Annotated in this window: 17 protein-coding genes; 4 read left to right on the forward strand and 13 right to left on the reverse strand. The window is 49.7% G+C overall.

The window, feature by feature from the left end:
- The first annotated feature begins 336 nt into the window (after window positions 1–336).
- The 4 genes from HZ297_RS02915 to HZ297_RS02930 are packed head-to-tail and all read left to right on the forward strand — an operon-like array spanning window position 337 to window position 5,078.
- Complete coding sequence (locus HZ297_RS02915) at window positions 337–1,026, forward strand: cyclic nucleotide-binding domain-containing protein (protein WP_178861469.1); 690 nt, start codon at window positions 337–339, stop codon at window positions 1,024–1,026.
- Window positions 1,027–1,055: 29 nt separating this feature from the next.
- On the forward strand, window positions 1,056–2,237 hold the full coding sequence (locus tag HZ297_RS02920) for a FecR family protein (protein ID WP_178861470.1): 1,182 nt from the start codon (window positions 1,056–1,058) through the stop codon (window positions 2,235–2,237).
- A complete protein-coding gene (locus HZ297_RS02925) occupies window positions 2,218–4,014 on the forward strand; it encodes a CHASE2 domain-containing protein (RefSeq protein ID WP_178861471.1) in 1,797 nt (598 codons plus the stop codon). The genes HZ297_RS02920 and HZ297_RS02925 overlap by 20 nt, the downstream gene beginning before the upstream one ends.
- Window positions 3,984–5,078 (forward strand): hypothetical protein, encoded by a 1,095-nt coding sequence (locus HZ297_RS02930; RefSeq protein WP_178861472.1) that lies wholly within the window; start codon window positions 3,984–3,986, stop codon window positions 5,076–5,078. The genes HZ297_RS02925 and HZ297_RS02930 overlap by 31 nt, the downstream gene beginning before the upstream one ends.
- Here HZ297_RS02930 and HZ297_RS02935 read toward each other — a convergent pair.
- From HZ297_RS02935 to HZ297_RS02995, 13 genes are all read right to left on the reverse strand, one after another.
- Window positions 5,056–5,940, reverse strand: coding sequence for an NAD-dependent epimerase/dehydratase family protein (locus HZ297_RS02935; RefSeq protein ID WP_178861473.1), 885 nt, complete (start codon window positions 5,938–5,940; stop codon window positions 5,056–5,058). The genes HZ297_RS02930 and HZ297_RS02935 overlap by 23 nt on opposite strands.
- A complete protein-coding gene (gene gmd / locus HZ297_RS02940) occupies window positions 5,940–6,977 on the reverse strand; it encodes a GDP-mannose 4,6-dehydratase (RefSeq protein ID WP_178861474.1) in 1,038 nt (345 codons plus the stop codon). Before gmd ends, HZ297_RS02935 begins: the two co-directional genes overlap by 1 nt.
- 15 nt (window positions 6,978–6,992) lie before the next feature.
- Entirely contained in the window at window positions 6,993–10,796 is a 3,804-nt protein-coding gene (locus HZ297_RS02945; RefSeq protein ID WP_178861475.1) for a glycosyltransferase, read from the reverse strand.
- Between the two features lie 5 nt (window positions 10,797–10,801).
- Window positions 10,802–12,028: a class I SAM-dependent methyltransferase gene (locus HZ297_RS02950; protein ID WP_178861476.1), complete on the reverse strand. Its 1,227-nt coding sequence runs from the start codon at window positions 12,026–12,028 to the stop codon at window positions 10,802–10,804.
- On the reverse strand, window positions 12,025–13,251 hold the full coding sequence (locus tag HZ297_RS02955) for an ABC transporter ATP-binding protein (RefSeq protein WP_178861477.1): 1,227 nt from the start codon (window positions 13,249–13,251) through the stop codon (window positions 12,025–12,027). The genes HZ297_RS02950 and HZ297_RS02955 overlap by 4 nt, the downstream gene beginning before the upstream one ends.
- Window positions 13,248–14,033 carry an ABC transporter permease gene (locus tag HZ297_RS02960; protein ID WP_218644508.1) on the reverse strand — a complete coding sequence of 262 codons (786 nt, stop codon included), beginning with the start codon at window positions 14,031–14,033 and terminating at the stop codon, window positions 13,248–13,250. Before HZ297_RS02960 ends, HZ297_RS02955 begins: the two co-directional genes overlap by 4 nt.
- Window positions 14,026–15,186, reverse strand: a complete 1,161-nt coding sequence (locus tag HZ297_RS02965) for a glycosyltransferase (protein WP_178861479.1) — start codon at window positions 15,184–15,186, stop codon at window positions 14,026–14,028. Before HZ297_RS02965 ends, HZ297_RS02960 begins: the two co-directional genes overlap by 8 nt.
- Before the next feature lie 21 nt (window positions 15,187–15,207).
- Window positions 15,208–17,073 (reverse strand): glutamine--fructose-6-phosphate transaminase (isomerizing), encoded by a 1,866-nt coding sequence (gene glmS, locus HZ297_RS02970; RefSeq protein WP_178861480.1) that lies wholly within the window; start codon window positions 17,071–17,073, stop codon window positions 15,208–15,210.
- 113 nt (window positions 17,074–17,186) lie between these two features.
- Window positions 17,187–19,679, reverse strand: coding sequence for a glycogen/starch/alpha-glucan phosphorylase (locus HZ297_RS02975; RefSeq protein WP_178861481.1), 2,493 nt, complete (start codon window positions 19,677–19,679; stop codon window positions 17,187–17,189).
- 3 nt (window positions 19,680–19,682) lie between these two features.
- Window positions 19,683–21,197 (reverse strand): glycogen synthase GlgA, encoded by a 1,515-nt coding sequence (gene glgA / locus HZ297_RS02980; protein ID WP_178861482.1) that lies wholly within the window; start codon window positions 21,195–21,197, stop codon window positions 19,683–19,685.
- A 50-nt stretch (window positions 21,198–21,247) separates the two neighbouring features.
- Entirely contained in the window at window positions 21,248–23,467 is a 2,220-nt protein-coding gene (gene glgB / locus HZ297_RS02985; protein WP_178861545.1) for a 1,4-alpha-glucan branching protein GlgB, read from the reverse strand.
- A 91-nt stretch (window positions 23,468–23,558) separates the two neighbouring features.
- On the reverse strand, window positions 23,559–24,953 hold the full coding sequence (malQ, locus tag HZ297_RS02990; RefSeq protein WP_178861483.1) for a 4-alpha-glucanotransferase: 1,395 nt from the start codon (window positions 24,951–24,953) through the stop codon (window positions 23,559–23,561).
- Window positions 24,954–24,980: 27 nt separating this feature from the next.
- Entirely contained in the window at window positions 24,981–26,699 is a 1,719-nt protein-coding gene (locus HZ297_RS02995; RefSeq protein WP_178861484.1) for a glycoside hydrolase family 57 protein, read from the reverse strand.
- Between the last annotated feature and the right edge of the window lie 21 nt (window positions 26,700–26,720).

The following is a 26,720-nucleotide window of genomic DNA, read 5'->3' on the forward strand; positions in this document are numbered from 1 at the left end:
GTGGACTTAATTTTGAAATTGCGTCTTAGACCCTTCATTGCAATAATGATTGGTTGGCGAACGCTTGTGCGTAATTTACTTTATTAATAACTTGATCAAGTTACTCGTTGTGCGAGCTGATTAAAAACTACACGATGGCGATTATTGCACAACCTCTTTAGGTATTTCAGTGATATTTGTCACAAAAAAGGGTCTTTTTTCTATTTAAATTAGATTTAATGCTTAAGCGATGCCGCTAATTTTAGAATTGTGCGCCGCAGTACGGTTCTTCTTTAGACATTTTCAGAATTAGCAGACAACAGAATTATCATTTTCCATACTAAAGTAGGAATTTTTGTGGATATACCTTACAGCCGTTTAAAAAACATTACGCTTTTTAGCGTCTTTACTCAGCCCGAGCTACAATCGCTGGCTCCTCAGATTAAGGCGTTTGAATTCCAAAAAGGCTTGACGATTATTAAGCAGAACGCTGTCGCACAAGGTATTTTTGTGATCTTTGAAGGGCGTCTAAGAATATATAGCTTTGATTTTGAAAACAAAGAAACGGCCTTTGCTTTTTTAAATAAGGGCGATTTTTTTGGCGAATTATCGGTAATTGATCAAATCCCCTCCTCAGTAAATGTGGAAACAGTGGAACCCAGTATCTTGCTGCTGATTCCAAGCCCGTTAGCCCAGCGCCTACTACAAAATCACGCGGCCTTTAATCAGATTGTTTTGCACAAACTTGCCAACACTCTCCGAAAAAGCAATGAAAAAATCCGTATGCTCAGCGCCAAAAGCATGGGGCGTGTAATCTATTTTTTGAGTGCCCAGGGCAATCCCAACTTGCATGGAGAAGTCCATGGTAAAATGCTGACTCATGAAGAGATTGCCAACATGGTTAATTTAAGCCGTGAAACAGTATCACGCACAATCACCCAATTGCAAAAGCTTGGGCATTTACGCATTTACTACGAGGCAGAACAAAAAATGTTTTGTATTAAACCAATGGACGTCGAAGACAAACGCATTGGCCAGAAAGGTTAATAATGTGCTGTGTAGAGGTTAAAAAGTAGATGTTTCATTATCGATTATCGTTGTTTTTGCTGTTATGGCTCACCTCCTATTCGGTAATGGCAGAAGCGGGCGTAGTGGCTTTTTCGGTAGGGGAAACCTCCGTCAAAAAAGGCCAATTGATTGAAGTGGGCCAAACCATTACGACTGGCAATAACGGCCATGTACACATTCGCTTTATCGATGGTGCAAAACTGAGTTTGCGCCCCAATACTGTGTTAACCGTGGAAACCTATCTTTATGACCCGAAAAACCCTCAAAACAACCGCGTTAAACTTTATCTGGAAAAAGGCGTAGCGCGCAGTGTTACCGGCGAAGCGGGCAAACAGAACAAAGAAGGCTTCCGGATGAACACGCCGATTTCTGCAATTGGTATTCGGGGTACCGACTACACTGTCTATACAACCGATAAAAAAACGCGTGTTTATGTGAGCTCTGGCGGCGTTGGTGTATCCCCTTTTGACGAAAACTGCAAGCCTGAAGCCTTTGGAGTATGCAACACCCCTAAGTTGGTTGAACTGTTTGAGGGCGACTCGCACGTACTGGAAATCAGCAATCAGCACGAGCGCGCATTCCTAATCGACATCGAAAACGCCCTGCAAAATCCTGATTTGTATCTGACAGACATCCATCACAAGGCATTGTTTTTGGCGGATGCCGGAAACTTACCTACACAACCCGTCGAGAGCCGCACACCTGAGATAGGATGGGGGCACTGGAGCAGCTACCAGCCCGTATTGGATCGTTTATTTATTTCGATGACGCCATACTTGAACAGCGATTGGCGCGTGGTGTCTATTAATCAGTTCTTTGGACTGTTTTTGCCCAATAAAGACCCAGAGCTACCCAAAACCGGTCAGTTGGCGTTCAAACTGGATCGCTATCAGGCTTTCAGTCTGGTTGACAATCGCATTGAAACCGCGCAACTTTCTGAGCCGAGCTTTAGTGTAAATTTCACTGATCGTACCTTTAGTACAGCCTTTAAGGTAAGCTCTAACAGTCTGAGCACTCAAATCAGTGGCACGGGCACTCTTGATAACATAGGTTTTTTACGTTTCAGCGATAGTAACTCGAGGATATCCGGCGCCATTAATCGGGATCTAAGCCAAGCAGGCTTGCTATTTGAAAAAACCTTAAACGACAATCATAAGGTGCTCGGCAGCAGTGCGTGGATTCAAGAGTAAACTGACCTTAATTGCGCTGGCAGTACTGGCGTTTAGCTTGCCACTCCCCCCTTTGCAGCAAAGCCTGTATGACCTGAAAGTTCCGCTACGTAGTTCCACTGCACATTTTTCTGCCCCCATCGTGGTCGTAGCGATTGATGAACCAAGTTTACAGGCTTTTGGCCATTGGCCCTGGCCCAGGGAACAATTGCAACATCTGTTAAAACTTATCATGAATGACTATCAAGCAACCGCCATTGGCTTGAATCTTATGCTGCCGGAAAACGGTTCTCTTGAGCAGGATTATGCTCTGACAACCCTTTTTGCAACCCAAGCGATAACACCTGGCGTTGCCTTTAATCTGCATGAACCGGTATATTCAGGCTATTTGAATCGTGGAATTAAAACAGAAGATTTGAAAGATTGGCTGCAAAGCCAACTGGCTTTGCCTTATCAAGCTAAAGGTTGGATCGGTTTGTTTTATGAAATGGCCAAAATCGAACGTTTGAGCGGGCATCTGAATACTGAATTAGACAGTGATGGCAAAATTCGCCGTGTCCCTCTATTTATAAAGGCTGAAAATCAGCTGTATCCACAACTGACTTTGGCCATGCTATACGACCTTTTGGATGCACGCCATGCCTACATTGATTGGATCGAACTACTCCCCCCCCCCTCCCGACAAGCTTCTGTATTAATTCCGTATGACTTTCCTTTTGAGCAGATTCCAGTCGTCTCTGCAAAGGATATCCTTGAAGGAAGCGTTCCGCCAAATCTCTTAACTAACTCTCTGGTATTGGTGGGCGCAACAGCGGTTGGAGTAAGTGACCTGGTTTCCACACCGATTGCTAATCAACTGCCAAGTGTTTATTTACAAGCCTATTTACTAAACGCGGCTTTGAGCCAACGATGGATAACCCCTCCTGCACGGGAACGTGAGCTGACCGCACTAGGCTTCACTCTCTGGACCTTGTTGCTGATTCTTTTGGCACACCGTTTAGGCTCGATTAGTTTGTTTGGCTTAATGGCACTGGCTTTGGGTCTGTTATGGCTTATGAATCTATGGCAGTTTGTGTTTTTAGGCGTACATTGGGATTTTAGTCCATGGTTGGTATTGTTTGCTGGCCAGATAAGTTGGTTGATTTTTCAACGCTATCAATTTCATGCGCAACGCAGCCAGCAAATTGAGGCAATGTTTAAACCCTATGTGCCGCCTAGCGTATTGCAAAAGCTGATTGAAGGTGAGTTTGAACATTTAGAACAGGGAGAACGCCGTAAAATCACTGTAATGTTTATGGACTTGAAGGCGTTTACTCAGCTTGCCGAGCAAAGTGATCCACGTGAATTGACGCAATTTACCCGTTCCATTTTTAACGCACTGACACCGATCATTTTGGAACACCAAGGCACAATTGATAAATACATGGGCGATTCGATTATGGCGTTTTGGGGTGCCCCGCTGACGGATGAAAACCAAGCGCACAATGCGGTTTTGGCGGCCATTGCGATGTGTAATAAAATGGCCTCGCAGTTTCCTGACCTTGGCTTCGGCATTGGTATTCATACCGGTGAAGCGATTGTTGGTAATATGGGTTCCGATTTCCGTCATGCATATAGTGCATTGGGCGATACGGTGAATATTGCCGCGAGAATTGAGAGGCAAACTAGAGTTTATGGCTACTCAATTTTACTCTCGAAGGAAACGGCTATGGAATCGGGCGTACTAACCAAATGGGTAGATGACTGCCAATTAAAAGGAAAGCAGCAATGCGTCAGTTTGTATACATTAGTTTCTTGAGCTTGTTGGGATTGGGGGCAACTTATAGCCTCCCAGCGTCAGCCGACCTGCCGGAAATTAATCAATTGGAACAGCGTCTGTTCAATGAAGGTGAAAGCGCGGCACTTTATCTGGCTTTAGCAAAAGCTTATGCACAAAGCGGCGATTTGGCATCGGCTCAGGCTTATTTGCAAATTATTGAACAGACCTGGTCACTGGAGACGCTGAATGAACAGTTACGTGTGCAAATTGAAGAGTTTCGTCAGTCTTTAAAGACTCATCAAAATAAAATGGTTAATCAACAAAAACTACTTGTCGTAATGGAGAGTGGTTATGAATCCAACGCCAACCGAGGCACCAACTTGGATTTCTTAACCTTTTCACTCGACAACGGTGAGGCGTTTTATTTAAGTTTGGATGAAGGTAGCCAACAACGAGAAAGCTTTTTTGTTAGTACGACACTGCTTCATCATTATCTACCGGACAATCAAGATTGGATGCTCTCTACCGCGCTGGAAACCACTCAGTATAGTCATACTGACTTGGAAAGTAGCCTGCTTATTCGTTCCAGTTTACGTTGGCGCACGCAAAGCATTACGCTCTATCACTATGCAAACAGCAGGAAGCTTAATGGCATTCTATACAGCGGACATTTTTTACCGTTCGACTGGGGGTTACGACGTCAGAATGATCGCCAAATCGCAAATTTGGGTATATCAGATTGGTGGCAAAAGGGTAACTCAATCCATCATTTTGGCGTAAGCCTGGGATTAGATGAGCCGCTGGAAACCCGAGCCGGCGGGATTACTGAAAGCGTTCGTTTTAAATATGAATTAACGCAACAAGAACTCAGCTTAACCTATCAGTTTGAATATGGTCATGACCAAGAGGCTTATAATCCGTTTTTCTATCAACACCAGCGGGATACTTATCAATGGCACAGTCTTGGAATAGAATACACCTTAAGTCAAAGCGCTCAGCATCGTTGGGCAGTTAAGCTGCAATATGATGATAAAAATCACAAGATAAATTTAAACAGTTGGCAAAACACTACCGTAGCGATCAGTTGGGCGCAGTTGTTCTAGACTGCAGGAGCCCCCCCAATGTCTGCTGTAGCGAGCGCACCTCAGTCGGTTTTATCCATTGCTTTAATTTTTGGGCACTCCCACCAAGTCGTGGCAACTCATTGGCACGGACAAACGCAGGATTCACTTCAATTCGCGGTTGATGACCGGTGAGTTTTGTCAACTGCAACAACACCTCTTGCAGTGAGACAAGCCTCTCACTGCACAGATTAACTATACCCAAAGCCTCTGGATTCTCCATCAACTGTTGATACCAGACGCAAATATCTGCCACATCGTTAAATTCACGCCAAACTTGCAAATTACCCAACTCAATTACCTCTGCTTTTTCCACAAAATGTTTAATCAGCTTGGGAATAACAAAACTTTCAGCCTGACCAGCGCCCGTGTAATTAAACGGTCTGGTGATGAGAATGGGCAATTTATCTTTATAAGTTTGCGCTAGGAGTTCCATCGCTAACTTAGAATACCCATAATGATTTTGCGGACGTGGGCAAAGCGACTCTTCCAGCAATTCTTTCCCGTGATGACTACCGTAAACTGCGGCCGAACTTGCTAGGATAACTTTTTTAGGTGCCGTTTTGAGCTGAAAGAGCGCTTTGAGTAGGTTTTCGCTACCTAAAACATTCACCCGATAAAAATCGAGAGCATCACTATGGGCAACAAAGCTGATGGCGGCTAAATGCAGCACATAATCAATCGGTTCATCTTGTGTTAGCGTTGATATCTCGGCAGAAATCGCAGATGAATCAGTGATATCGGCCTGCAACGACAAAATCTGATAGCCATTTTTTGCCAAATGCTGACTTAAATGTACACCTGTAAAGCCATACGCCCCTGTGATGAGAATCCTCTTAGCCATTAAAAAGAGCGTCCAGTTTGATTACGCTGGATGTCAGCTTGAACCATCATTGTACAGAGTTGCTCTAGGGTGGTTTTTGGTTGCCAGCCCAACTGCTCTAGTGCCTTTTGCGGGTTACCGATCAGCAGATCAACTTCGGCTGGGCGGTAAAACCTCGGATTAACCCGCACCAGTATTTTTCCGGTCACTTGGTCTTTTGCAATTTCGTTCTCTCCCTGCCCGGAGAATTCCAATTCGATATTAACGGCTTTAAACGCCAAACGTACAAAGTCGCGCACAGTTTCGGTACGGTTAGTGGCCAGCACATAGGTATCGGATTGCTCCGCCTGTAGCATTCGCCACATCCCCTCAACATACTCTTTGGCAAAGCCCCAGTCACGCTTGGCATCCAAATTACCGAGCTCTAGACAATCTAGCTGCCCTAGATAAATTTTGGCAACTGCATCAGTGATCTTACGGGTTACAAATTCTTTACCTCTGAGCGGAGACTCATGATTGAACAAGATGCCACTAGAAGCAAACATACCATAAGATTCACGGTAATTGACGCACATCCAATGCGCATACAACTTGGCGACGCCATACGGACTGCGCGGATAAAATGGTGTAGCTTCAGTTTGCGGCACCTGTTGGACCAGTCCAAACATCTCGGAAGTAGAGGCTTGATAAAACCGTATTTTAGGATTAACAATACGAATGGCTTCAAGCAAATGGACACAGCCCAATCCTGTGATGTGCGCGGTGGCTAAAGGCTGTTCAAAAGAGACGCCGACAAAGCTTTGCGCGGCGAGGTTGTAGATTTCATCCGGCTGGATCTGCGCCACTAAACGAATGGCATTTGCTTGATCTGTTAAATCGAACTCCACTAACTTAAGATTGGGGTGTAACGCAATCTCTAAATCTTCGATTCGCCAAAAATTCACCGAACTGGTGCGGCGATAGGTACCAAATACCTGATAGCCTTTCTCTAACAATAACTGCGCTAAATAGGCCCCGTCCTGGCCAGTAATGCCAGTGATAATCGCTTTTTTTGTCATGCTAACTCAATTATTTTACGTCTTTAAAATAGCAGGCATTTTACACGATTTGCCATGAGATTTTGAACAGGAGTCTAACTTAGCGTAAAAGCGCAAAGCACTTTCCTGCCAAGTCAAGTATGGCAGCGCTGATGAACAGGGGTGTTGGTGCTTTTGGTAGAGCTCGATCCACTCATGGATGGCTTGACTGAGCACATCTGCATCTTTTCGATCAGGAAAATAAAACGCAGATGCTCCTGCTACCTCTCGAAAGACCTTGAGATCGCGTGCAATAATTGGAAGCCGATACTGGGCGGCTTCAATTAAAGGCAAACCAAACCCTTCGCCATAAGAAGCAAAAATCAATGCATCTGCGTGCTGATACAACGCTTGTAATAAATCATCATCCGCATTATCCAACCAAAAAAAGCGCTCATTGCGCTGAGAATGCTGGCTCAGGGCGTGAATGATTTCCGGTAGATTACGTTTTTGCGAACTGGCGGCTTCTCGCCAACCTTCACGCCCCACTACAATCAGGTTGACAGCCCTACCCGCTTGCCACAATAAATCAAAGGCTTGCAGTACTTGCAGGTGGGCTTTACGCGGCTCAATGGTACCGATCATTAGAAAAGTCACTCCGTCCGGCGGCAACCGATCTAAATACTTTTCACGGCTTAAAACCGATGATATAACTTGCTCTTCTAGTGACGCGTTGGCACCCAAGTGCCAGTAATCGATGGTAGGTAACGCCCCCAGTTTAGGTTGGTTTTCAAGCCATATATCAAAGTCTTCTGCAACACTTTGGGAAATGGCCAAAACATGATCGGTTTTGGTAGCTGCTTGTAGCCAATTTTCATACATGGCACTAAAGGCCGGTGGAAAAACTTCTGGTAACTGCAGGGGTAGAAGATCGTATAGAACCGTTGTAACTTCCACGCCTAAGTTTTGGTAATAGCGGTATAAACTAGAGTTGGCAGCTTCGATAAAAGGCGTGCCAGAAATATCCAATATCACCAAAAGGTCACCGGTTTGAGCATCAACCACGGTTTCAGCTAACGGCGACGGGATGTGACCAAATAGATTGAGGGTAAAGCCAGTTGCATAACGGTATTGCCATGCCGCGCCATGCTGTGTCAGATAAACAGGTTCAATTCGATGCACTAAGTCTTTGACCTGAATCAACTCGGTAATGAGGGCTTTAACCACCCGCTCAATTCCGGTTTTGTGGTCTTGCTGATAGGTGGCGGTGACATCTAAAAAAAGCCTTGGTTGAGCCGGGCGACGCGGCAAACTGTTGGTAACGGCATCGGCCAAAGCCAATTGTTGGCTTTCGTTAAACAAGTGCAATGTGTTTTTTAGCGATTCCAGCCATTGCGAGAGCGGTGGATTGTGCACGTAGAAGTCTTCTATAGCCTGTGCATATTTTTGTGCGCAACTTTCGGGGTTATGGCTCGTTCTAATTCTGTTTTGTGCGGCCTGGCCAAGTTTATGACGCAATTCCGGATTGTCCGCCAGTTGCTCAAGCGCTTCGATAAGCGCTTGGTCAGTGAGCAAATCGGGTAGTAGTCTAACCGCTTGCGGATCAAGTTCAGCCATGCTGCCGTTGGCATTGACAATAGTGGCAATACCGTAATTCATACAATCCAAAACGGCCGCCGAGGTTTCCCCGCGCGACAAGGTTCTCAACTGCACAGCCATATCGCTGATGCACAAGTAATCTTGATAGGTTTGTGCCTCGGTCCAGCCGGTAATTTTAATCCTCTGCCCCAGATTGGCACGCTGAATTTTGTCCTGCAACGTTTGACCATTTTCATCCAGCGGATTTTTCCCGACAAAGACGAGATGAACTTGAGGATTGTTGCGCAATTCGGAGGCTAAAAATGCATCCAACAAAAAATGATTCAGCTTCGTTTTATTCAAAAAACCAAAGCTACAAATCACTAGACTCTCTGCGGCAAAGCCATACTGGTTTTTGAGCGCTATTTTGTCCTGAGCGCCGAGAATTTTTGCCGGTTGGCGCAATAACGGAATCTGCTGGAAAAAGTTGGCTTTAAAATCTCCATACCACTGCTTGGCCAACTGCATGGCGTAATGCGAATGCACAATCACACCCAAAGCCTGGGCTAACACTGGATAGTTACAGGGGTATTTCATCATTAGGCCGTGTTCATCCGCGCCGGCTAACCGCTCCAACAGCGCGGTATAGCCATGGCTTTCATACAAGGCTTGATAAAACGCATTATGCCGTAACCCTAGCTTTTCACTCAGTGCCTGAGGGCCGGAGAGATAAAAATCGTGTAGCACAACAACTCCGGGGTAATGGCGCAATAGGTCAAAATAAGCTTCATGAAAGTGCGAGTTGCCGAAGTGATAGAGCACGCGATCGTAATGTAGAAAATATTTCTTAAAATGCTCAATGTCTACCACTTGACAGGCAGAGGGCAACACGCATTCGTCCAGAATTTCTGCGTCGGTAATTAAATGGATGTGATAATGATTCACAAGATTTTGCAGCAGTTCGGCGCTGTAGTCACTGATACCACTCTGTGCCGGTGGCAGAGGTGAAAAATAGGCCAACTTGGGCTTGAAGCTTGGCGCATTTGCCGGTGCTTTGGCAGTGGGTACGATTGGCACCGCTTCAAGTTTTTGCAGAGCACGCTGGGCAGTTTGCTCCCAGCTGAATTTTTTTACTTGTTGCTGGCTATGGACAATCAGCTCTGTCTTGAAATCGGGGTTGGTAAGAACTTCGGTGATTTTTGCTGCAATGCTTTCGGGTGAATGCGGGTCAAACAGTGCAGCAGGAAAGTCGATGACCTCCGGCAAACTGGAGCAGTTAGAAACAATAGTGGCGGTATGGCACTGCATCGCCTCTAATACGGGCAAGCCAAAACCTTCGTGCCAGCTCGGGAAAACAAACAGCTCAGCAAGATTGTACAAGACTAATAAATCGGCATCGCTGACGTAACCGGTAAACAGAATTCGTTCGGGTTGAGTACCTAATTGCTGCGCCATGTCGCGAAAACGCTTTTGATCAGCGTCGGACATTTTGCAGACAATCACCAGCAAATATTGATTTTGCAACTCGGCACTGAGCAAGCAATAGGCACGCACCAGACCTTCGATGTTTTTCCGCCAATCGTTGCCACCGGTGTACATCATAAACGGCTCGGTAATGCCGTACTGCTTTTGCAGCTTATGGCGTTGTTCCTCACTAACCGTAATCGGCTGAAAAAAATCAGTGCTGGCCGATGAAATGGTGACTATTTTCTCTGCGGGATAATCCATCTGCTCAATGGCCTCTTGCGCGGAGGAGTTCGATATCGCCAAAAGCAAATCGGCTTTTTTTAGTTCGAGGAGTTGTTCATGGTACCAGCGTTGATTTTCCGGCACACTCAGATAGATATTGGGATACCGCAACGGAATCAAGTCATACAGAATAACGGCAGTCTCAATAGTGCTAGATTGGGAAACTGTGACGACGGTATTGTCGATAAAGCCTTCAAATAGACTAGTAATCACCACCCAATCTGGATTGAGCTCCAGGATAACTCTTTCTCGAATTAAGGCTGCGGCTTGGCGATGGGCCTGATTCTCCGGGTTAAAGGCCGCGATATCGTGATGGGTAAACCAGATCCGATATTGATGTGGCTGCAGATAAGCATCAAATTGTGCCTTAATCAGCGGAATGCTTTCTGGGAAAGCGCCGTTTAACAGCAGAATCACTTCATGCTGCGCGGCTTGTTGAATCAAGGCTTCGGTAAAGGACAACGCATAACGACCAATACCACGTTTGCGGCGTTCTGAGCTTTGCGCACCTTGCATATCAATCACCAAACGCATCTTTATTAATCCCCTGTCTTTACTGACGCATTTTTAAGAAGCTCCAACTGCTGAAAAATCGTCTCTGCCGGTACACTAAGTTGGGTATTTTTATACATAACCCCTTCTTGCGTTGCACGCTGCCGAATCAACAGTTGTGCTAGACGGTTGCGCACCCATGGCATTTTTTCAAGCAGATTCACTAAGCGATTTTTCAGCTTTGGTCGCGCACGGACATAATCCACGGCATTCCAAACGCTTTTGCGTAATAGACGATAAGGACGACTGTGCGGCGACATGGTGAACCAGGCCATCGTACCTTGTTTGAACCAACGCCATTTTGGACTGAGCCAATGTTTGACTTCGCGTATGGGTCTAGTTAAACGCCACGAGCGGCTTTGATAAACAGTACGCAGCTCGTTATGAAGTAGATTGTTAGTTTGTTGAACTTGTACAATTTCAGATTGGATCTCTTTTACCCGCATTTCTGATTGTTGCATCCGCTGTTCGACGCGGTGCAGCAAGGCTTTTAACGTTATCCCATACTCCGGATCAAAAACCGAGTCAAAAATATCTGCGAGAGCTGGATTGGGTTTCTGCGCCAGTACTGCATAATCGGGGCTGACGGCATAAACCAAATCCACCAGCGAAATCTGCGGCTTTTGCAGAATGCCTTGTGGCTCCTGCAAACGCAGAATTTTGTTACGGCTAAAGCCGGCATATTCGGTACTAAACGCTAATAGATCTGGCGGTATTGGTTTGACATGCGTGGGATCGAGATAAAACTCGGTAGTAGAAACTAGTAAACTCTCAGGATTGGGAGTTTCCATTAACAACAAGCCACCAGGGACTAGGATCTGATAGGCTAAGGCGATGAGTTCTTGACGTTGCTCAAAGGTGATGTGCTCCACCACATGAAAAGCAGAAATCAAATGCAAACTGTTTGGCCGACACGTTTTTAAAAAGGTAAGCGCATCACCATGAGTAACGTCAAGATTGCGTTCTTGGCAAGCCACCAGCATTCCCTCATCCAAATCAATGCCTTTCGCTTGAAAACCCTGGTCGCTGAGTAACTCCAACCATTCACCACGGCCACAACCAATATCCAAGGCACGACAATCCGCAAAACAATGTTTAAGAGCATCCAAAAAAGGTTGATATTGGGCTAAACGTTGTTTAATAAGTTCGCGACTGCCGCGATAACGATCTTCAAAGGCGCGGTAGAATCCGGGTTGACTAATGGTCTGACTCATGATTTTTCTCGGTGAATTTGAATGTTGTTCTCTTGCCACAGTATGCCTTCAAAAACCGGTTTATCGGTATTAATCACCTCAAAAATCAACGCCCGCTCCAACCAAGCATAATTGGCATTTAAATGATTTTCGCTATCGGTAAGCGCTAAAACCACCGAATAACTACCCTCCCCTAAACTGGCTTTAAAATGGATTGCGTATTCGATTTCTTCATCGGCTTGCAAATTGCGAATCAATTGCTGGGTGTGCCACGTATTCGTACCAAACACCACCCGCCCTAAACGATCTTTCAATGCATAACCCAGAACCAGCTGAGAAATTGGGGTTGTGACCTTAACCCGCACAAGCAGTTGAACATCTTGGTTAACACTAACCACATCCAACCGTTGTTGCTTTGCATTGAGTAATTGCACCGACATAATTTTCGCTTCACCGCTTCCGGAATAGGTTTGAGTCAGACCATTTGTTAGCTTCTGCTGAGTAAGTTGACTGTTTTCTTTTTCGGCGATCATCGCATTGTAGTAATCCATAATGTCATCCGGCCGACCTTCTTGGATAATTTGACCATTCGCCAACAATAACGCACGATTGCACACCGTTTGAATGGCCGTTTTATCATGCGAAACCAGCAGTAAAGAGGTGCCCATTTGCTGAAAACTTTTGATGCGCTCAAAACTTTTATGCTGGAAATAGGCATCCCCTACACTCAAAGCCTCATCGACAATCAGAATATCGGGACGAAAGGCGGTAGCAACCGCAAATGCCACACGCATTTGCATGCCGCTGGAATAGACACGCAGTGGTTGGTCAAAGTAACTGCCTATTTCAGCAAAGGCTTGTAAATCAGGTAACACTGCCTCAATTTGCTCTTGGTTGTAGCCCATTAAAGCAAGGCCGTGCATGGCATTTTGCCGACCAGTAAAGTCAAGGTTAAACCCCATGCCCAACTCTAAAATCGCTGCCACCTTCCCGTGAACGTGAACACTGCCACTACTGGGATTAAGAGTGCCGACAATCATTTTTAAAAGCGTGCTTTTGCCCGCGCCGTTTTGGCCGACAATCGCTACCGACTCGCCCGCTTGAACATCAAAACTGATCGGTTTTAGCACCTCCAGAGTTTGAGTTTCTGCTGAACGCCAGCCAAACCACGAGGCGACCCGAACCAGTTCATTCGGGTATTTTCGATAGGATTTGCTTACTTGGCGAACGCTTAACACACTCATAGCTGATCCAACATTTCCGCTTTAGCCTGTTTAAACAGAAAGGCACCAACGCTCAGCAAGCCAAGTGCTACCGCCAACAAAACGCCCATGATGGATAAATCCACTGCGCGATTATAGAGTAAGACGTCTTGGAATGCGCCCGCCAAATGCGCCATCGGATTGAAGGCAAACCAGTGGCGATAGGTTTCGGGGATAATGGCCAAGGTATAGACAATCGGAGTCAGCCAAAACATAAAATTCATAATAATGGGTACTATCTGACCAATATCCCGCATAAAAACATTCAAAATGCCCAAAATCAGCCCAATGGAAAATCCCAGCAGCAGTGTCACCAAAAACAGCAGCGGCAACCAAAGGATTTGAATACCGGGAAAGTGACCTAAAAAGGCAAAAACTAGCAAAATCGCACCCAGTAAGAGCAGGCTTTGCAGCAGGACATTACCAAGCAAAATAATCGGCAGAACCGCTTTCGGAAAGGCGATTTTCTTGAGCAGATTGGCATTGTCAATAAACAGGTTGAGCGAGCGTAGAACGGTTTCTGAAAAGATAAACCAAGCTAGAACCCCTGCCGTTAAGTAGATCGGATAGGCATTATCAATCGCCGCCCCCGGAAACTTTACCTGAATCAGTTCGGATAAAATCAGCGCATAGACCAACACCATCGCCAAAGGATGGATAACCAACCATAAACCGCCCAGTTTGCTACGCGCAAAACGTGCCTTAAACTCGTTTTTAATTGAGCTCAAAATAAAATAACGATAGCTCAGCAAAACTCTAAGCACAGTCACAGGCCTTTTCGACTGCCTGCATAAAGGCCAGGCGGAACGTTTCAACAGAGAAACGTCTACTGTTTTCAATACAATGCGATTGAGATATACCAACCTTTTGCTGATAGTCCTCAAATACTTCGAGAGCCGAGATGAGACTTTCCGGAGTATTGTCTTTAAAGTTTATGCCAGTGGGCCGCGAAGAACGGCCAATCCCCATTATAGTTTCATGCAGTGCTCCGCGTTGATAGGCAATTACCGGCACCCCTAAGCTTTGCGCTTCAAGGGGCGCAATGCCAAAGTCTTCAACAGCCATATGAATACAAGCCCTAGCTTTTTGTAAGACATAAATCATTTGCTCTTTAGGTAAATAACCCAAGAAAGTAACATTGGCGCTCGCCATTTGTTGAAACGCAGATAGAAGAGGGCCGTTACCTATAATGACCAAGTTTCGCTCCGGTAATTGAGCAAAGGCACGAATGATTTTATCGATATTTTTATATGGCACCATACGGCTAACGATCACATAATAGTGCTCAGGCAAGCCTTCAACTTCTTCAGCAAGTCCGGGGTTGAGTGGACTGACCGGCGGATAAATCACCGGACAATCAAGGTTGACAACCTTCTCAATCCGTTTTGCAATAAAATGTGATGAAGCGATAACCTGATCTGGACGTAAAAAACTAACGGCATCCCACACCCTAAAGCGATGTAACCAGTGTTTAAACAACCACCCTTTTAGACCACGCCCAAAATCACCACGTTCAAAATGTTCAAATTGTAAATCCCAAGCATAACGCATCGGAGAGTAGATATAAGCAAGATGTGTCTGATGGGGGTGAGTAATTACCCCTTTGGCCACAGCATGTGAGCAAGAAATCACCACATCATAATCAACCAAATCGAACTGTTCAATCCAAAACGGCATAATCGGCAAAAACCAGCGGTATTTGGAAGGAAAATATCTTAACAATAGACTCTTGCTGGTAATCACTTTGGTTTGCTTCAACCAACAGCGCTCGGACGGTTTCAGTGCATCAAACAATGTATAAATATCGGCCTGTGGAAACATTTCAAGCAAAAGCTGCAACACCTTCTCGGCGCCGCCATTTACAGTCAACCAATCACAGACAATAACCACCCTTTTTTCAGCAACACTATTTTTCATCAAAATCTTCCAAGAAACAAATCACTCTACCGTTACTGACTTCGCCAAGTTACGCGGCTGATCCACATCCGTACCCTTGATCAACGCCACGTGGTAACTGAGCAGTTGTAGCGGAATGTTAAAGGTGATCGGCGCGGTAATCCGCCCCACATTGGTGGTGGCCTTGACCACCTGCATACTGCCTTCGGATTCGATATTGGAGAGTTCGTCTTCAAACACGATCATCTGTCCGCCGCGGGCTTTGACTTCCTGCAGGTTGGATTTGAGTTTTTCGAGCAGATCATCGTTGGGTGCGATCATGACCACGGGAATTTGGTCGTCAATCAGGGCCAGCGGGCCGTGTTTGAGTTCGCCGGCGGGATAGGCTTCGGCGTGGATGTAGCTGATCTCTTTGAGTTTTAAGGCGCCTTCCATGGCAATCGGGTACATGGTACCGCGGCCGAGGAACAGGGCGCTGTTTTTGTCGGCAAACAGTTGCGCCAGTTCGATGATTTTGTCTTCGTGCTGTAAGGCGTTTCTGAGCAGGCCGGGTAGTTTTTGCAAGCCGCGCACGATAATGGTTTCGCGCTTGGATGACAGGTGTTTTTGGGTTTTGCCGATGGCGGTGAGCAATAACGCCAGCGCGACCAGCTGTGTGGTGAAGGCTTTGGTGGAAGCGACCCCGATTTCCGGGCCGGCGTGGGTGAGAAAGGTGAGATCGCTTTCACGCGTTAGACTCGATTCGGGTACATTGCAAATGGTGAGCGTAGGAATATTCTTGGCTTTTTTGCTGTTTTTGACTTGTTGCAACGCAGCGAGGGTATCGGCAGTTTCACCCGATTGGCTGATGGTGACAAACAGGGTGTTGTCCAACACCGCCGGATTGCGGTAGCGGTATTCGCTGGCGACTTCGACCTGACAGGGTAAGCCGATAATGTCTTCAAACCAGTATTTGGCGACCAGGCCGGAGTGGTAGCTGGTGCCGCAGGCGATAATCTGCACCCGTTCGATGGTTGCAAACAGCGCTTCGGCCTGATGTCCAAAGGCGGAGACCAAGACGTGCTCCTGAGTAATGCGCCCTTCCAGGGTGTCGATGACCGCTTGTGGTTGCTCGAAAATCTCTTTGTGCATGTAGTGGCGGTGATCGCCCAGTTCGACGGCATGGGCAGTGAGCGTGGATTGTTTGACGGCACGCTCTACGATTTGGCCAGTAGCATCGAAAATGCGCACGGTTTCACGGGTGATGTGGGCGACATCGCCCTCTTCCATAAAAATGAAGTTTTGCGTGACCGGCAAGAGTGCGGAGACATCGGAGGCGATAAAGTGTTCGCCGATGCCGATGCCGATCACCAGCGGGCTGCCTTTGCGGGCGGCGATAAGGGTGTGCGGGTCATTCACCGCGACCACGCCTAGGGCGTAGGCACCTTTGAAATGGCGCAGGGCGTTTTGTACGGCTTTAAGCAGTGCGTCTTCGCTTTCTCCCAACAGAGTGAGTTCGTAGTGGATTTGATGGGCGACGACTTCGGTATCGGTTTGCGAGGTGAAGCGGTAGCCTTTGTCCAGCTGCTGGGCTTTGAGTTCCTGATAGTTTTCGATAATGCCGTTATGCACCACGGCGACGCGGTTGTTGCAGATATGCGGGTGGGCGTTGTTTTCAGCCGGAATGCCGTGGGTCGCCCAACGGGTGTGGGCAATGCCTAAATTACCGGCAAATTCTTCAGTACTTTCCTGAATCTTTTGGCTGAGGTTTTTGATCTTGCCCAAAGCGCGCACACGGCGGATTTGCTGTTGACCATCAAGCACCGCCATACCGGAGGAGTCATACCCGCGGTATTCCAGACGTTTCAAACCTTCCAACAAAATCGGAACGATATTACGCTCCGCCACTCCGCCAACAATTCCGCACATGGCCGGATAACCCCCCAAAATAAAACAAGGCGGAATTATACCATGAGTTTCTCAGCCAGAAATGGCGACGCGATAAGCATTCCCCTTTTTATTATAGACAGATTTGGTGCGAACTAATCCCCAGCCGCTATAGGCTCAAGCCTCCAAATATCACGATTGTATTCCTGCATGGTACGGTCGGTTGAGAAAACACCACTTCTGGCACTGTTGATAATGCTTTTCTTTATCCAGCTATCCTTATCCTGATAGACCTGTGCAGCGGCTTCGTGGGCACTCACGTAACTCTGAAAGTCCGCCAACGTCATCCAAGGATCTTTCGGGCTTTTGAGCGATTGGATCACATCGTCGAAAATGCCCGGTTCAAACTGATTGAAGTGCCCGGACTCGAGTAGTCCCAACACCGCTTGCAAGTCGTAACTTTCGTCAATGCACCACTGCGGATTGTAATGCTGACGCAACGACTCGACCTCCGGCGTAGTCATACCGAACAAAAAGAAGTTTTCATCTCCGACTGCTTCACGGATTTCGACATTGGCACCGTCCAGCGTGCCGATAGTCAGAGCGCCGTTCATCATAAACTTCATATTACCGGTACCAGACGCCTCTTTGCCTGCTGTGGAAATCTGTTCCGACAGATCCGTACCGGGGCAGATGATCTCCATCGCCGACACCCGGTAATTTGGATAAAACACCACCTTCAATCTGTCGCCCACATCCGGATCGACATTCACCACCTGCGCCACGTTGTTGATCAACTTGATGATTTTTTTGGCCATGGCATAACCCGGCGCCGCTTTGCCGCCGAAAATGACGCAACGATTGGTCCAGTTGTCCAAGTCACCGCGCTTGATGCGCGAATACAAATGGATAACATGCAACACGTTCAACAGCTGGCGCTTGTATTCGTGAATGCGTTTGACCTGCACATCAAACAGGGAATCGACATTCAGTTTGACGCCGGTTTCGTCAAGCACGCTGTCCGCCAGACGCTGTTTGTTGGCCTGTTTGATCGCAAACCAGGCTTCGCGAAAGGCTGCATCGTCCGCCAGCGCCTCAATCTTGCTTAACTGTGTCAATTCGGTAATCCAGCCCTCGCCGATTTTGTCCTTCAACAAACTGCGCAGGCCGGGGTTACAGCCTGCCAACCAGCGGCGCTGGGTGACCCCGTTGGTTTTGTTATTGAATTTCTCCGGCCACATTTCATAGAAATCGTGGAACAAACCCTCTTTCAACAGATTGGAGTGCAGTTCGGCCACACCGTTCACGGAGTGCGAGCCGACTATCGCCAAATACGCCATACAGACATTGTTATGCTCATCAATAATCGACATGCGGCGCTGACGGGCAATATCCGCCGGCCATTTCATCGCCACCTGCGTCAAAAAACGCTGGTTGATTTCAAAAATAATATCCAGAGGGCGCGGCAGCAGTTTTCTGAACAGGCTCACCGGCCATTTTTCGAGCGCTTCAGGCAACAACGTATGATTGGTGTAGGCCATGGTCTGCGTCACAATCGACCAGGCTTCGTCCCACCCCAGACGCTCCTTGTCGATCAAGATACGCATCAGTTCGGCTACGGCCAGACTCGGATGGGTGTCGTTCAACTGGAAGGTGTTGTATTGGGCAAAGTCTTTGAAGTCGCCGAAACGATCCTTCCACTGACTGACCACGTCCTGCAGACTGGCCGATACCAGAAAATACTGTTGCTTCAGACGCAGTTCCTTGCCGTTTTCGCTGGAGTCGTTCGGATAGAGCACCATGGTGATGTTTTCGGCTTCGGCTTTTTTGGCCACCGCTTCATGGTAGGAACCGGCATTGAATTCCGACAGGTTAAACCCCTCCTGCGCCATCGCCGACCACAGCCGCAAGGTATTGACGGTTTCATTCTTGAATCCCGGAATCGGCACGTCAAACGGCACGGCCAAGACCACGTCTGCATGCTCCCAATGCACCGTCAGTTGACCGGTATGCGGATCGGTATAGTGACGTGTTTCGCCGCCGAACTTGACCACCTGGGTATATTCGGCACGCTGAATCTCCCACGGATAAGGCCCCATGCCGAGCCAGTGATCAGGCTCTTCAATCTGGTAACCGTTCTGAATGAGCTGTCTGAACATGCCGTATTCATAGCGCAGGCCGTAGCCCATCACCGGCAGACGCAAGGTTGCGCAGCTATCCATAAAACAGGCCGCCAGCCGCCCCAAACCGCCGTTCCCCAAACCGGCATCACGCTCGCTCTCTTCAATCTCCTCCAAATTCAGGCCCAGATCATACATGGCCTGCTCGGTTTGATTTTCAATGCCCAGATTCAGCAGATTATTGGTTAAGGAGCGGCCGATCAAAAACTCCATCGAGAGGTAATAGGCCTTTTTCAGTTTCTTGGCGTTATACGCCTCCCAGGTCTTTTTCCAGTTGACCATTAAGCGGTCACGCGTCGCATAGGAAAGCGCTTTGAAAAGATAGTAGTCCTCGGAGGTAAGATTGCGTCCCAGGGTGTGACACAGATAACTGAGGAAATCGGCCTCGATATCCTCTTTTTCCATACCGACGTGCTGCAACATCTTGGTCATCACGTCGGCGCGTTGGGCTTCAGTTAAGGTTGGCATTGCTCAATCCTCCACATATAGGGCTAGGTAACGCTGGGCGCTGGCTTTCCAGCCAAACGCTTGCTGCATGCCGGTTTTTTGCAGTTTCTGCCAACTGCGTTTTTTGGCAAACAGACCCAAGGCGTGTAATAAAGTAGACTTTAAAGCGAAGCGGCTCGGGTCGTAAAATACAAACCCCGTGGCCGTGCCCGCCAGCATGTTTTCATCCGTGGCATTGACAACGGTGTCAGCCAGTCCGCCGGTGTGGTGGACAATCGGAGGCGTGCCGTACGCCAGACTATACATTTGGTTCAATCCACAAGGTTCGAAGCGTGACGGCATCAAAAACATGTCCGCCCCCGCTTCCACCTGATGGGCCAGGGTTTCGGAATAACCGATATACACCCACATACGCTCAGGATAACGCTGCGCCAAATCACGCAGGGCGTTTTCAAACGATTTGTGGCCGGAACCCACAAACACAAAATTGGCCGGCGTCTGTTCGATCAGTTCGGGCAACACCTCCAGCACCAGGTCGATGCCCTTCTGCTCCACCAGACGGCCCACAAAACCAATCAACGGTGCCTGCAACCAGTCCGCCAGATGTCCCTGAATCCGGGTTTCGCTCAAACCGTTCAACAGCGCCAGCTCTTCAATCAGAAACGCCTTGTTGCGCTGCTTGCCGGCCACTCGCCCCTTTTCGGCCGAATAACGGCTGTGAATCAGTTCGTCGACTTCCGGATTCCAGATATGCTCGTCGATGCCGTTCAAGATCCCGATCAACCGGCCCTCGGCAGCGCGTTTCTGCAATACCCCCTCAAAACCGTAGGCATATTCCGGATAACAGATTTCCTTGGCATAGGTCGGGCTGACCGTCGTCACCCAGTCGGAGCAGATCAGGCCCGCCTTGAGCATCGAAAAATGCCCCCAGAATTCCACGCCATCCAGATTCCACAACGACTCCGGCAACTGCAGCTGGGCGAACAGCGAGTGCGGGAAATTGCCCGGATAAGCCATATTGTGGACGGTAAACACCGTTTTGGGTCTTTGGGTTTCGACACTCAACAGCGCACTCACCAACCCTGTCTGCCAGTCATTGACATGCACCACGTCCGGTTGCCATTGCAAACCGGCGCGATCCATCGCCAATTCCGCCACTACCTTGGAAAACACCCCGAAACGTTCGCCGTTATCCCACCAATCGGCACCGTCTTCCGCCAGATAAGGGTTACCCGGCCTGTCGAAAAGCGCGGGAATATCCACCAGCCAAACCGGCACATCAACCCCCGGAACCGCCCCGGCCTTAAGCTGCCAGATGACCGCCTCGAACTCGCGGCCGCACCCACCCACAGACAGCTTGGCGACCTGCTTCAGACTTTTTTCAGGCAAGCGCTCCATCACCGCGCGGTACGCCGGCAACACCAAACGCACCTTGTGCTTATAGTGCGCCAGCGCGCTGGGCAGACTCCCCGACACATCGGCCAGACCGCCGGTTTTAATCAAAGGATGGGCTTCGGAGGTAGCAAACAGAATTTTCATTTTCTCAATCAACAGTCGTTTTGTTTTTGTTTTGTCTTTGTCTTATTATTTCAATTCTCGCGGCGTAATACCAAGGCGGCCAGCGGCGGCAGCGTCAGCTCCGCCGAATGGGACTGGTTCATCCAAGGCAGGTTTTCGGCATTGACCGCACCGCTATTGCCCAGATTGCTGCCGCCAAACAGCGCGGCATCGGAATTCAGCCGTTCCGTCCAAATGCCGCCACCCGGCAGACCGATGCGATAATGCTGACGCGCGACCGGCGTGAAGTTGAACACACACACCAGCGTTTCCTGCTCGTTTTTACGCATAAAACTCAGTATCGATTGCTGATAATCATGGCAATCGATCCACTCAAAACCGTGGCTTTCAAAATCATGCGCATACAGTGCCGGCTGCTCGCGGTACAGGTGGTTAAGCGCCTGCGCCAACAGCTGCACGCCGCGGTTCAACGGCACATCGCACAAATGCCAATCTAACGCGCGCGACTCGTTCCATTCGCCCCATTGCGCAAACTCGCCGCCCATAAACAGCAGTTTTTTACCCGGATGCAACATCTGATAGGACAACAACAGACGCAGGTTGGCGGCTTTCTGCCAATCGTCGCCGGGCATTTTGCCAATCAGCGAACCTTTGAGATGCACCACTTCATCGTGCGACAACGGCAGAATAAAATTTTCGGAATAGGCGTACATCTGGCTAAACGTCAGGTCGTTATGATGATAGGCGCGGTGCACCGACTCCTTTTCAAAATAACTCAGGGTGTCGTTCATCCACCCCATATTCCATTTCATCGAAAACCCGAGCCCACCCATCCAGGTAGGGCGCGACACCATCGGCCAGGAGGTCGATTCTTCCGCCATGACCACCGCGCCCGGACACTGCGCATGCACCTGCTCGTTGAGCTGTTGCAGAAAGTGGATCGCATCCAGATTCTCGCGGCCGCCATACTGGTTGGGCACCCACTCGCCCTCGGCGCGGGAATAATCCAGATAGAGCATGGAGGCCACCGCATCCACCCGCAGACCGTCGATATGCAGCTCCTTGATCCAGTAAAGCGCATTGCCAATCAGAAAGTTGCGCACCTCGTTACGGCCGAAATTGAAGATATAGGTGCCCCAATCCTGATGTTCGCCGCGGCGCGGGTCTTCATGTTCGTAAAGCGCCGAACCGTCAAACCGCCCCAACGCAAACTCGTCTTTGGGAAAATGCGCAGGCACCCAGTCGAGAAACACGCCGATGCCGTGCTGATGGCAATAATCGACAAAATAACGGAAATCGTCCGGCGAGCCGAAACGGCTGGTGGGCGCAAAATAGCCGCTGGTCTGATAACCCCACGACTGATCCAGCGGATGCTCCGATACCGGCAAGAGTTCGATATGGGTGTACCCCATCCACTTCACATAATCGACCAGACGATGCGCAATGTCGCGATAATTCAAAAAACCGCCGTTATCGGCGCGTTGCCACGACCCCAGATGCACTTCGTAGATATTGATCGGCGCGTGTTGCCAATCAAACCGTTCCCGATGCTGCAGCCAGTTGTCGTCCTGCCATGCATAATCCGATGCATACACAATGCAACCGGTCGCCGGACGGTATTCCATTGCCTGGGCGTAAGGATCGGTCTTGACAAAACAGTGGCCGGTCTGACGGTTGCGAATTTCAAACTTGTAGAGGTCGCCGGCATGCAGTCCGGGGATAAACAACTCCCAAACGCCCGACGCACCCAGCACCCGCATCGGTTGTGCCAGGCCGTTCCAGCCGTTGAAGTCGCCCACCACCGATACCCGTTCCGCCGCCGGCGCCCACACGGCAAAGTGCACGCCGCTCACACCGTCGATGGTTTTGGGATGGGCGCCCAACATCTCATACAGTTGCCAATGCGTGCCTTCGGCAAATAGATGCAGATCCAACTCGCCGAGCTGCGGCCAAAACGTATAGGACGACTCACGTTCGTAGGTCTGGCCGTTCTTGTCGAGCCAACGCACGACATAGTGCTGCGGCAGTTGCACCTTTGCCGTTTCATCAAGCTTGAGCATAAACAGGTCGGTACCGTGCAGACGCATCATCGGCAACGGCGCCTCCTCGCGGGTTTTAATCCATACGCGTTCGGCACTGGGCAGCCATTCGCGGATACACCACCCGGCCTGTTGAGTTTTTTGAGCCGTTTTTTCAGCGCCCTGCTTTACAGGCAAGGCATGACAGCCTAAAAACGCAAACGGATCGTGATGCCGTCCTTGCGCCAGGCGCGCCAGCGATTCGGCAAACATGGGATCAAACTGCGCGGGATCAAAATGTAAAAGTTCATCTACCGGATGTTTCAATGCTTCGACCTGTTTTATAAAAGATGTTTGGATTGTTTTAAAGTCGCTTGGCCTGCGCCAGCAGGCTATGAATGCTATCCGCCAGCTCCGGCGGAACCTGCGGCCAACCGAACTGCCAACGCCAGTTGCCGTCCGGCGTGCCGGGCACATTCATGCGATGCTCGCCATCCAGTGCCAGCCAATCCTGCATGGGCACAATGACACGTTCGGCGACCGAATGCAAGGCGGCGTCAATCAACAGCCACGGCATGGTTTCAGGCAGGCCGGCTTTGGCCAGATGAGGCGCTGCTAGCGGCTGCAACTGCTGCCAAATCCATTGCTTGGCGCCCTCATCCAGGCTTTCAAACCAACCCAAAGTGGTGTCGTTGTCGTGAGTGCCGGTGTAGGCGACCGAGTTTTCCACCTGCTCGGCCAAGCTGTGCGGATTGTCCGGCAAGCCGTTGAAACCGAATTGCAAGACCGACATCCCCGGCAAACCGAAACGCTCTTTAAGCGCCACCACTTCCGGGGTAATAATGCCCAAGTCCTCTGCCACCAAGGGCAACCGACCTTGTGAATCGGTAAAATCGGCTTGCAGCACCCGCAACAGCGCCTCACCCGGCGTTCTGACCCAATGGCCGTTGATTGCCGTGGTTTCGCTGGCATCAATCTGCCAGCTGGCCTCCAGTCCGCGGAAATGGTCGATGCGCACCAGATCGAACAGCTCCAAAGCCGCCGCCACGCGTTGGCGCCACCAGGCAAAACCGTCGTCCTGCATCACGGCCCAATTGTAATGCGGATTGCCCCAACGCTGACCGGTGGCGGAGAAGTAGTCGGGCGGCACACCGGTGACGACCGTCGGATTATGCTCCGCATCCAACATAAACTGCTGCGAATTGGCCCAGACATCGGCGCTGTCATACGCCACAAAAATCGGCATATCGCCAAACAGCCTGATGCCTTTGCCGTTGGCGTCGCTTTTGAAGCGCCGCCACAGCTGTTGCAACGCGAACTGTTCGGTTTTCAACTGCAGAATCGCCTCGGCATGCTCCGCGGCAAACGCAGCGAGCGCCTGAGGTTCGCGCATCTTCAAGGCGTGAGGCCAGTCGCGCCATGTGGCCAGGTTCTGGGTCTGACGAATGGTTTTAAAGAGCGCATAATCTTCCAGCCAGTGCGGTGGCGCCTCCAGGTAATCGGCCAACGCCTCTGGCTCGATGGCTTCCTGCCAGTGATCGGGCAGCAGCGCCGGGTTAAGCGCAAAGGCCGACACCGCCTGATAGGGCGACAAATCCTCATGCGGCTCGGTTAAGGGCAGCATCTGCCACCAACGCAGGCCGGCTTGCTGCATCCAATCGAGAAAACGCCACGCCTCGGCGTTGAGCTGCCCCGGCCTGCCATTGGCATTGGGCAAAGAGGTTGGATGAAGCAACACCCCGGCTTGTCTTGGTTTCACAGGCACACCTCGCTGCGATACTGCATGTTAATTGCGCCGCATAGTGCCGGCGTTTTCCATCTGCCCGCCACCTTGGGAAATCGGCACCGCCAGATCGGCGGGCGGCTCCTCTCCGAGCAATTGATAAAGTTTGGTCAAATGACGCCGGTACAAGCGGTCAAAATCGCGCACGCTGTCGGAGGGATTGTAATCGCCAAACCACCAGAACCAGTCGGAGCCTTCGCAAATGGCTAATTGCAGGGTGGCCTGTTGCGTTTTTTCGGCGCTCAGTTCGCCGGAAGCCATGACCCGGTCAAAACACTGTTTGGCCTCAACCAACAGATCCCATCCCTTGTTTTTGTCCTTCTCGCCAATCCAGGTCGAAAAAGAACCGTACACCCAACTGCCCGCCTTGAGCACCGGCAGATGGCGAGGCTTGGCGCCGTTATCCAACGCATCGCTGAACGTGGTCATCTCCACAAAGGGATGCGAACTCAGTTTGTCGTAGAGTGCGGTGAGAAAATGGCAGGCGTTGTCCGGGTAATACTCCCAAGCATTCTCGCCGTCGAGAATGACCGTGACCACATGCTCGTTCACCGCGTCACCCAGAAAGTTGGCGATGTTCTCCATGTTATGCACGAAGTTGTTGGCCGCATCCTGCGGATGCCAGTCTTTGTACTGGAAACCGATGAGATCCGACAGACCATCGTCGCGGAAAAACAGCGCACAATTCTGCGAGCCGTGCTGCAGGGGCTGATAAAGCGCCTTTTTACTGTGCAGATCGTGCTGATTAATATGAGAGGCCTCGCAGGAATGGCGCCAGACCCCTTCCCCCGAAGCGGTCCATTTGAAACCGAACTCGTCCAGCAAACCGACTGCGGCCGAACTCATGGCGCCCTCCGACAGCCACACCCCTTTGGGCTTGCTGCCGAAGTGCTGATTAAAAACCTCCAAACCGTGCTTGATATGCCACTTGGCGCGCTCGTAACCATCGGGGTAACCGGCAGAGGACGGTGGCGGCGCATCCGGCAGTGCATCGCGCATACTGGCAAAATCAATCAGCAGCGGCACAATCGGATGGCCGTAAGGCGTCATGGAGATTTCGATCTGACCGCTTTCCATCAGCGTCCGGTAACGCGGAATAATAGAGCCGATCGCCTCGGCCATAATCTCGATGATCAGGCGCTGATCCTCGGTGGTAAAATGGCGCTGTTTGCTCATCAGCGAATGGATGCGTGAATCGTCATGCCGCAGACTGATGCCCATCCACGCCAGGTGATACCACATCAACAGATCAATATAAAACTGCCGGTTCAAGTAACCGATGCAGATCGGATCGACGCCCTGCGGGGCACCGCTCAAATGGATCATGTCGATCAACTCGCGAAAATGCGGCAGCGCATTGATCATGGTCGGCGCATAAGCGCGCTGGCAGGCCTCTACAATTTCCAGACGCTCGGACAGATCGTCCGGAATCGGCGTGACACCCGCGAGTAAATTAAGCAACGGGTCGCACATCGGCGTCCCGTCTTTCAGCCAATCCTGCATCTGCCGCTGGTAGTCATCGAGCTGCTCCAGCAATACCGGCGCGAAATTCACCACCACTCGCGCATGAGGCGCGTTTTCGAGGTGCCATGCCATGTCGGTGTAATCCTTGATGGCGTGCAGATAGACCCATGGCAGGCGGTAAAGACCGTCCAAACCATCGCGATAATGAGGCTGGTGCATATGCCAGCACAGCACCACCTTGAGTTTTTTGACTTTCATCTTGCCTGCCTTAGCTCCGAG

The organism is Thiomicrorhabdus cannonii, from assembly GCF_013391695.1.
Classification (GTDB): domain Bacteria; phylum Pseudomonadota; class Gammaproteobacteria; order Thiomicrospirales; family Thiomicrospiraceae; genus Thiomicrorhabdus; species Thiomicrorhabdus cannonii.

Excerpts from the sequence above, each read along its gene's own strand:
- HZ297_RS02965 (WP_178861479.1), bottom strand. The coding sequence starts at position 15,186 with ATGAAAAATAGTGTTGCTGAAAAAAGGGTGGTTATTGTCTGTGATTGG.
- HZ297_RS02935 (WP_178861473.1), bottom strand. The coding sequence starts at position 5,940 with ATGGCTAAGAGGATTCTCATCACAGGGGCGTATGGCTTTACAGGTGTA.
- glmS (WP_178861480.1), bottom strand. The coding sequence starts at position 17,073 with ATGTGCGGAATTGTTGGCGGAGTGGCGGAGCGTAATATCGTTCCGATT.
- glgA (WP_178861482.1), bottom strand. The coding sequence starts at position 21,197 with ATGAAAATTCTGTTTGCTACCTCCGAAGCCCATCCTTTGATTAAAACC.
- HZ297_RS02955 (WP_178861477.1), bottom strand. The coding sequence starts at position 13,251 with ATGAGTGTGTTAAGCGTTCGCCAAGTAAGCAAATCCTATCGAAAATAC.
- HZ297_RS02920 (WP_178861470.1), top strand. The coding sequence starts at position 1,056 with ATGTTTCATTATCGATTATCGTTGTTTTTGCTGTTATGGCTCACCTCC.
- gmd (WP_178861474.1), bottom strand. The coding sequence starts at position 6,977 with ATGACAAAAAAAGCGATTATCACTGGCATTACTGGCCAGGACGGGGCC.
- HZ297_RS02975 (WP_178861481.1), bottom strand. The coding sequence starts at position 19,679 with ATGCCAACCTTAACTGAAGCCCAACGCGCCGACGTGATGACCAAGATG.
- HZ297_RS02995 (WP_178861484.1), bottom strand. The coding sequence starts at position 26,699 with ATGAAAGTCAAAAAACTCAAGGTGGTGCTGTGCTGGCATATGCACCAG.
- HZ297_RS02950 (WP_178861476.1), bottom strand. The coding sequence starts at position 12,028 with ATGAGTCAGACCATTAGTCAACCCGGATTCTACCGCGCCTTTGAAGAT.
- glgB (WP_178861545.1), bottom strand. The coding sequence starts at position 23,467 with ATGTTTGCCGAATCGCTGGCGCGCCTGGCGCAAGGACGGCATCACGAT.
- HZ297_RS02945 (WP_178861475.1), bottom strand. The coding sequence starts at position 10,796 with ATGCGTTTGGTGATTGATATGCAAGGTGCGCAAAGCTCAGAACGCCGC.
- HZ297_RS02930 (WP_178861472.1), top strand. The coding sequence starts at position 3,984 with ATGCGTCAGTTTGTATACATTAGTTTCTTGAGCTTGTTGGGATTGGGG.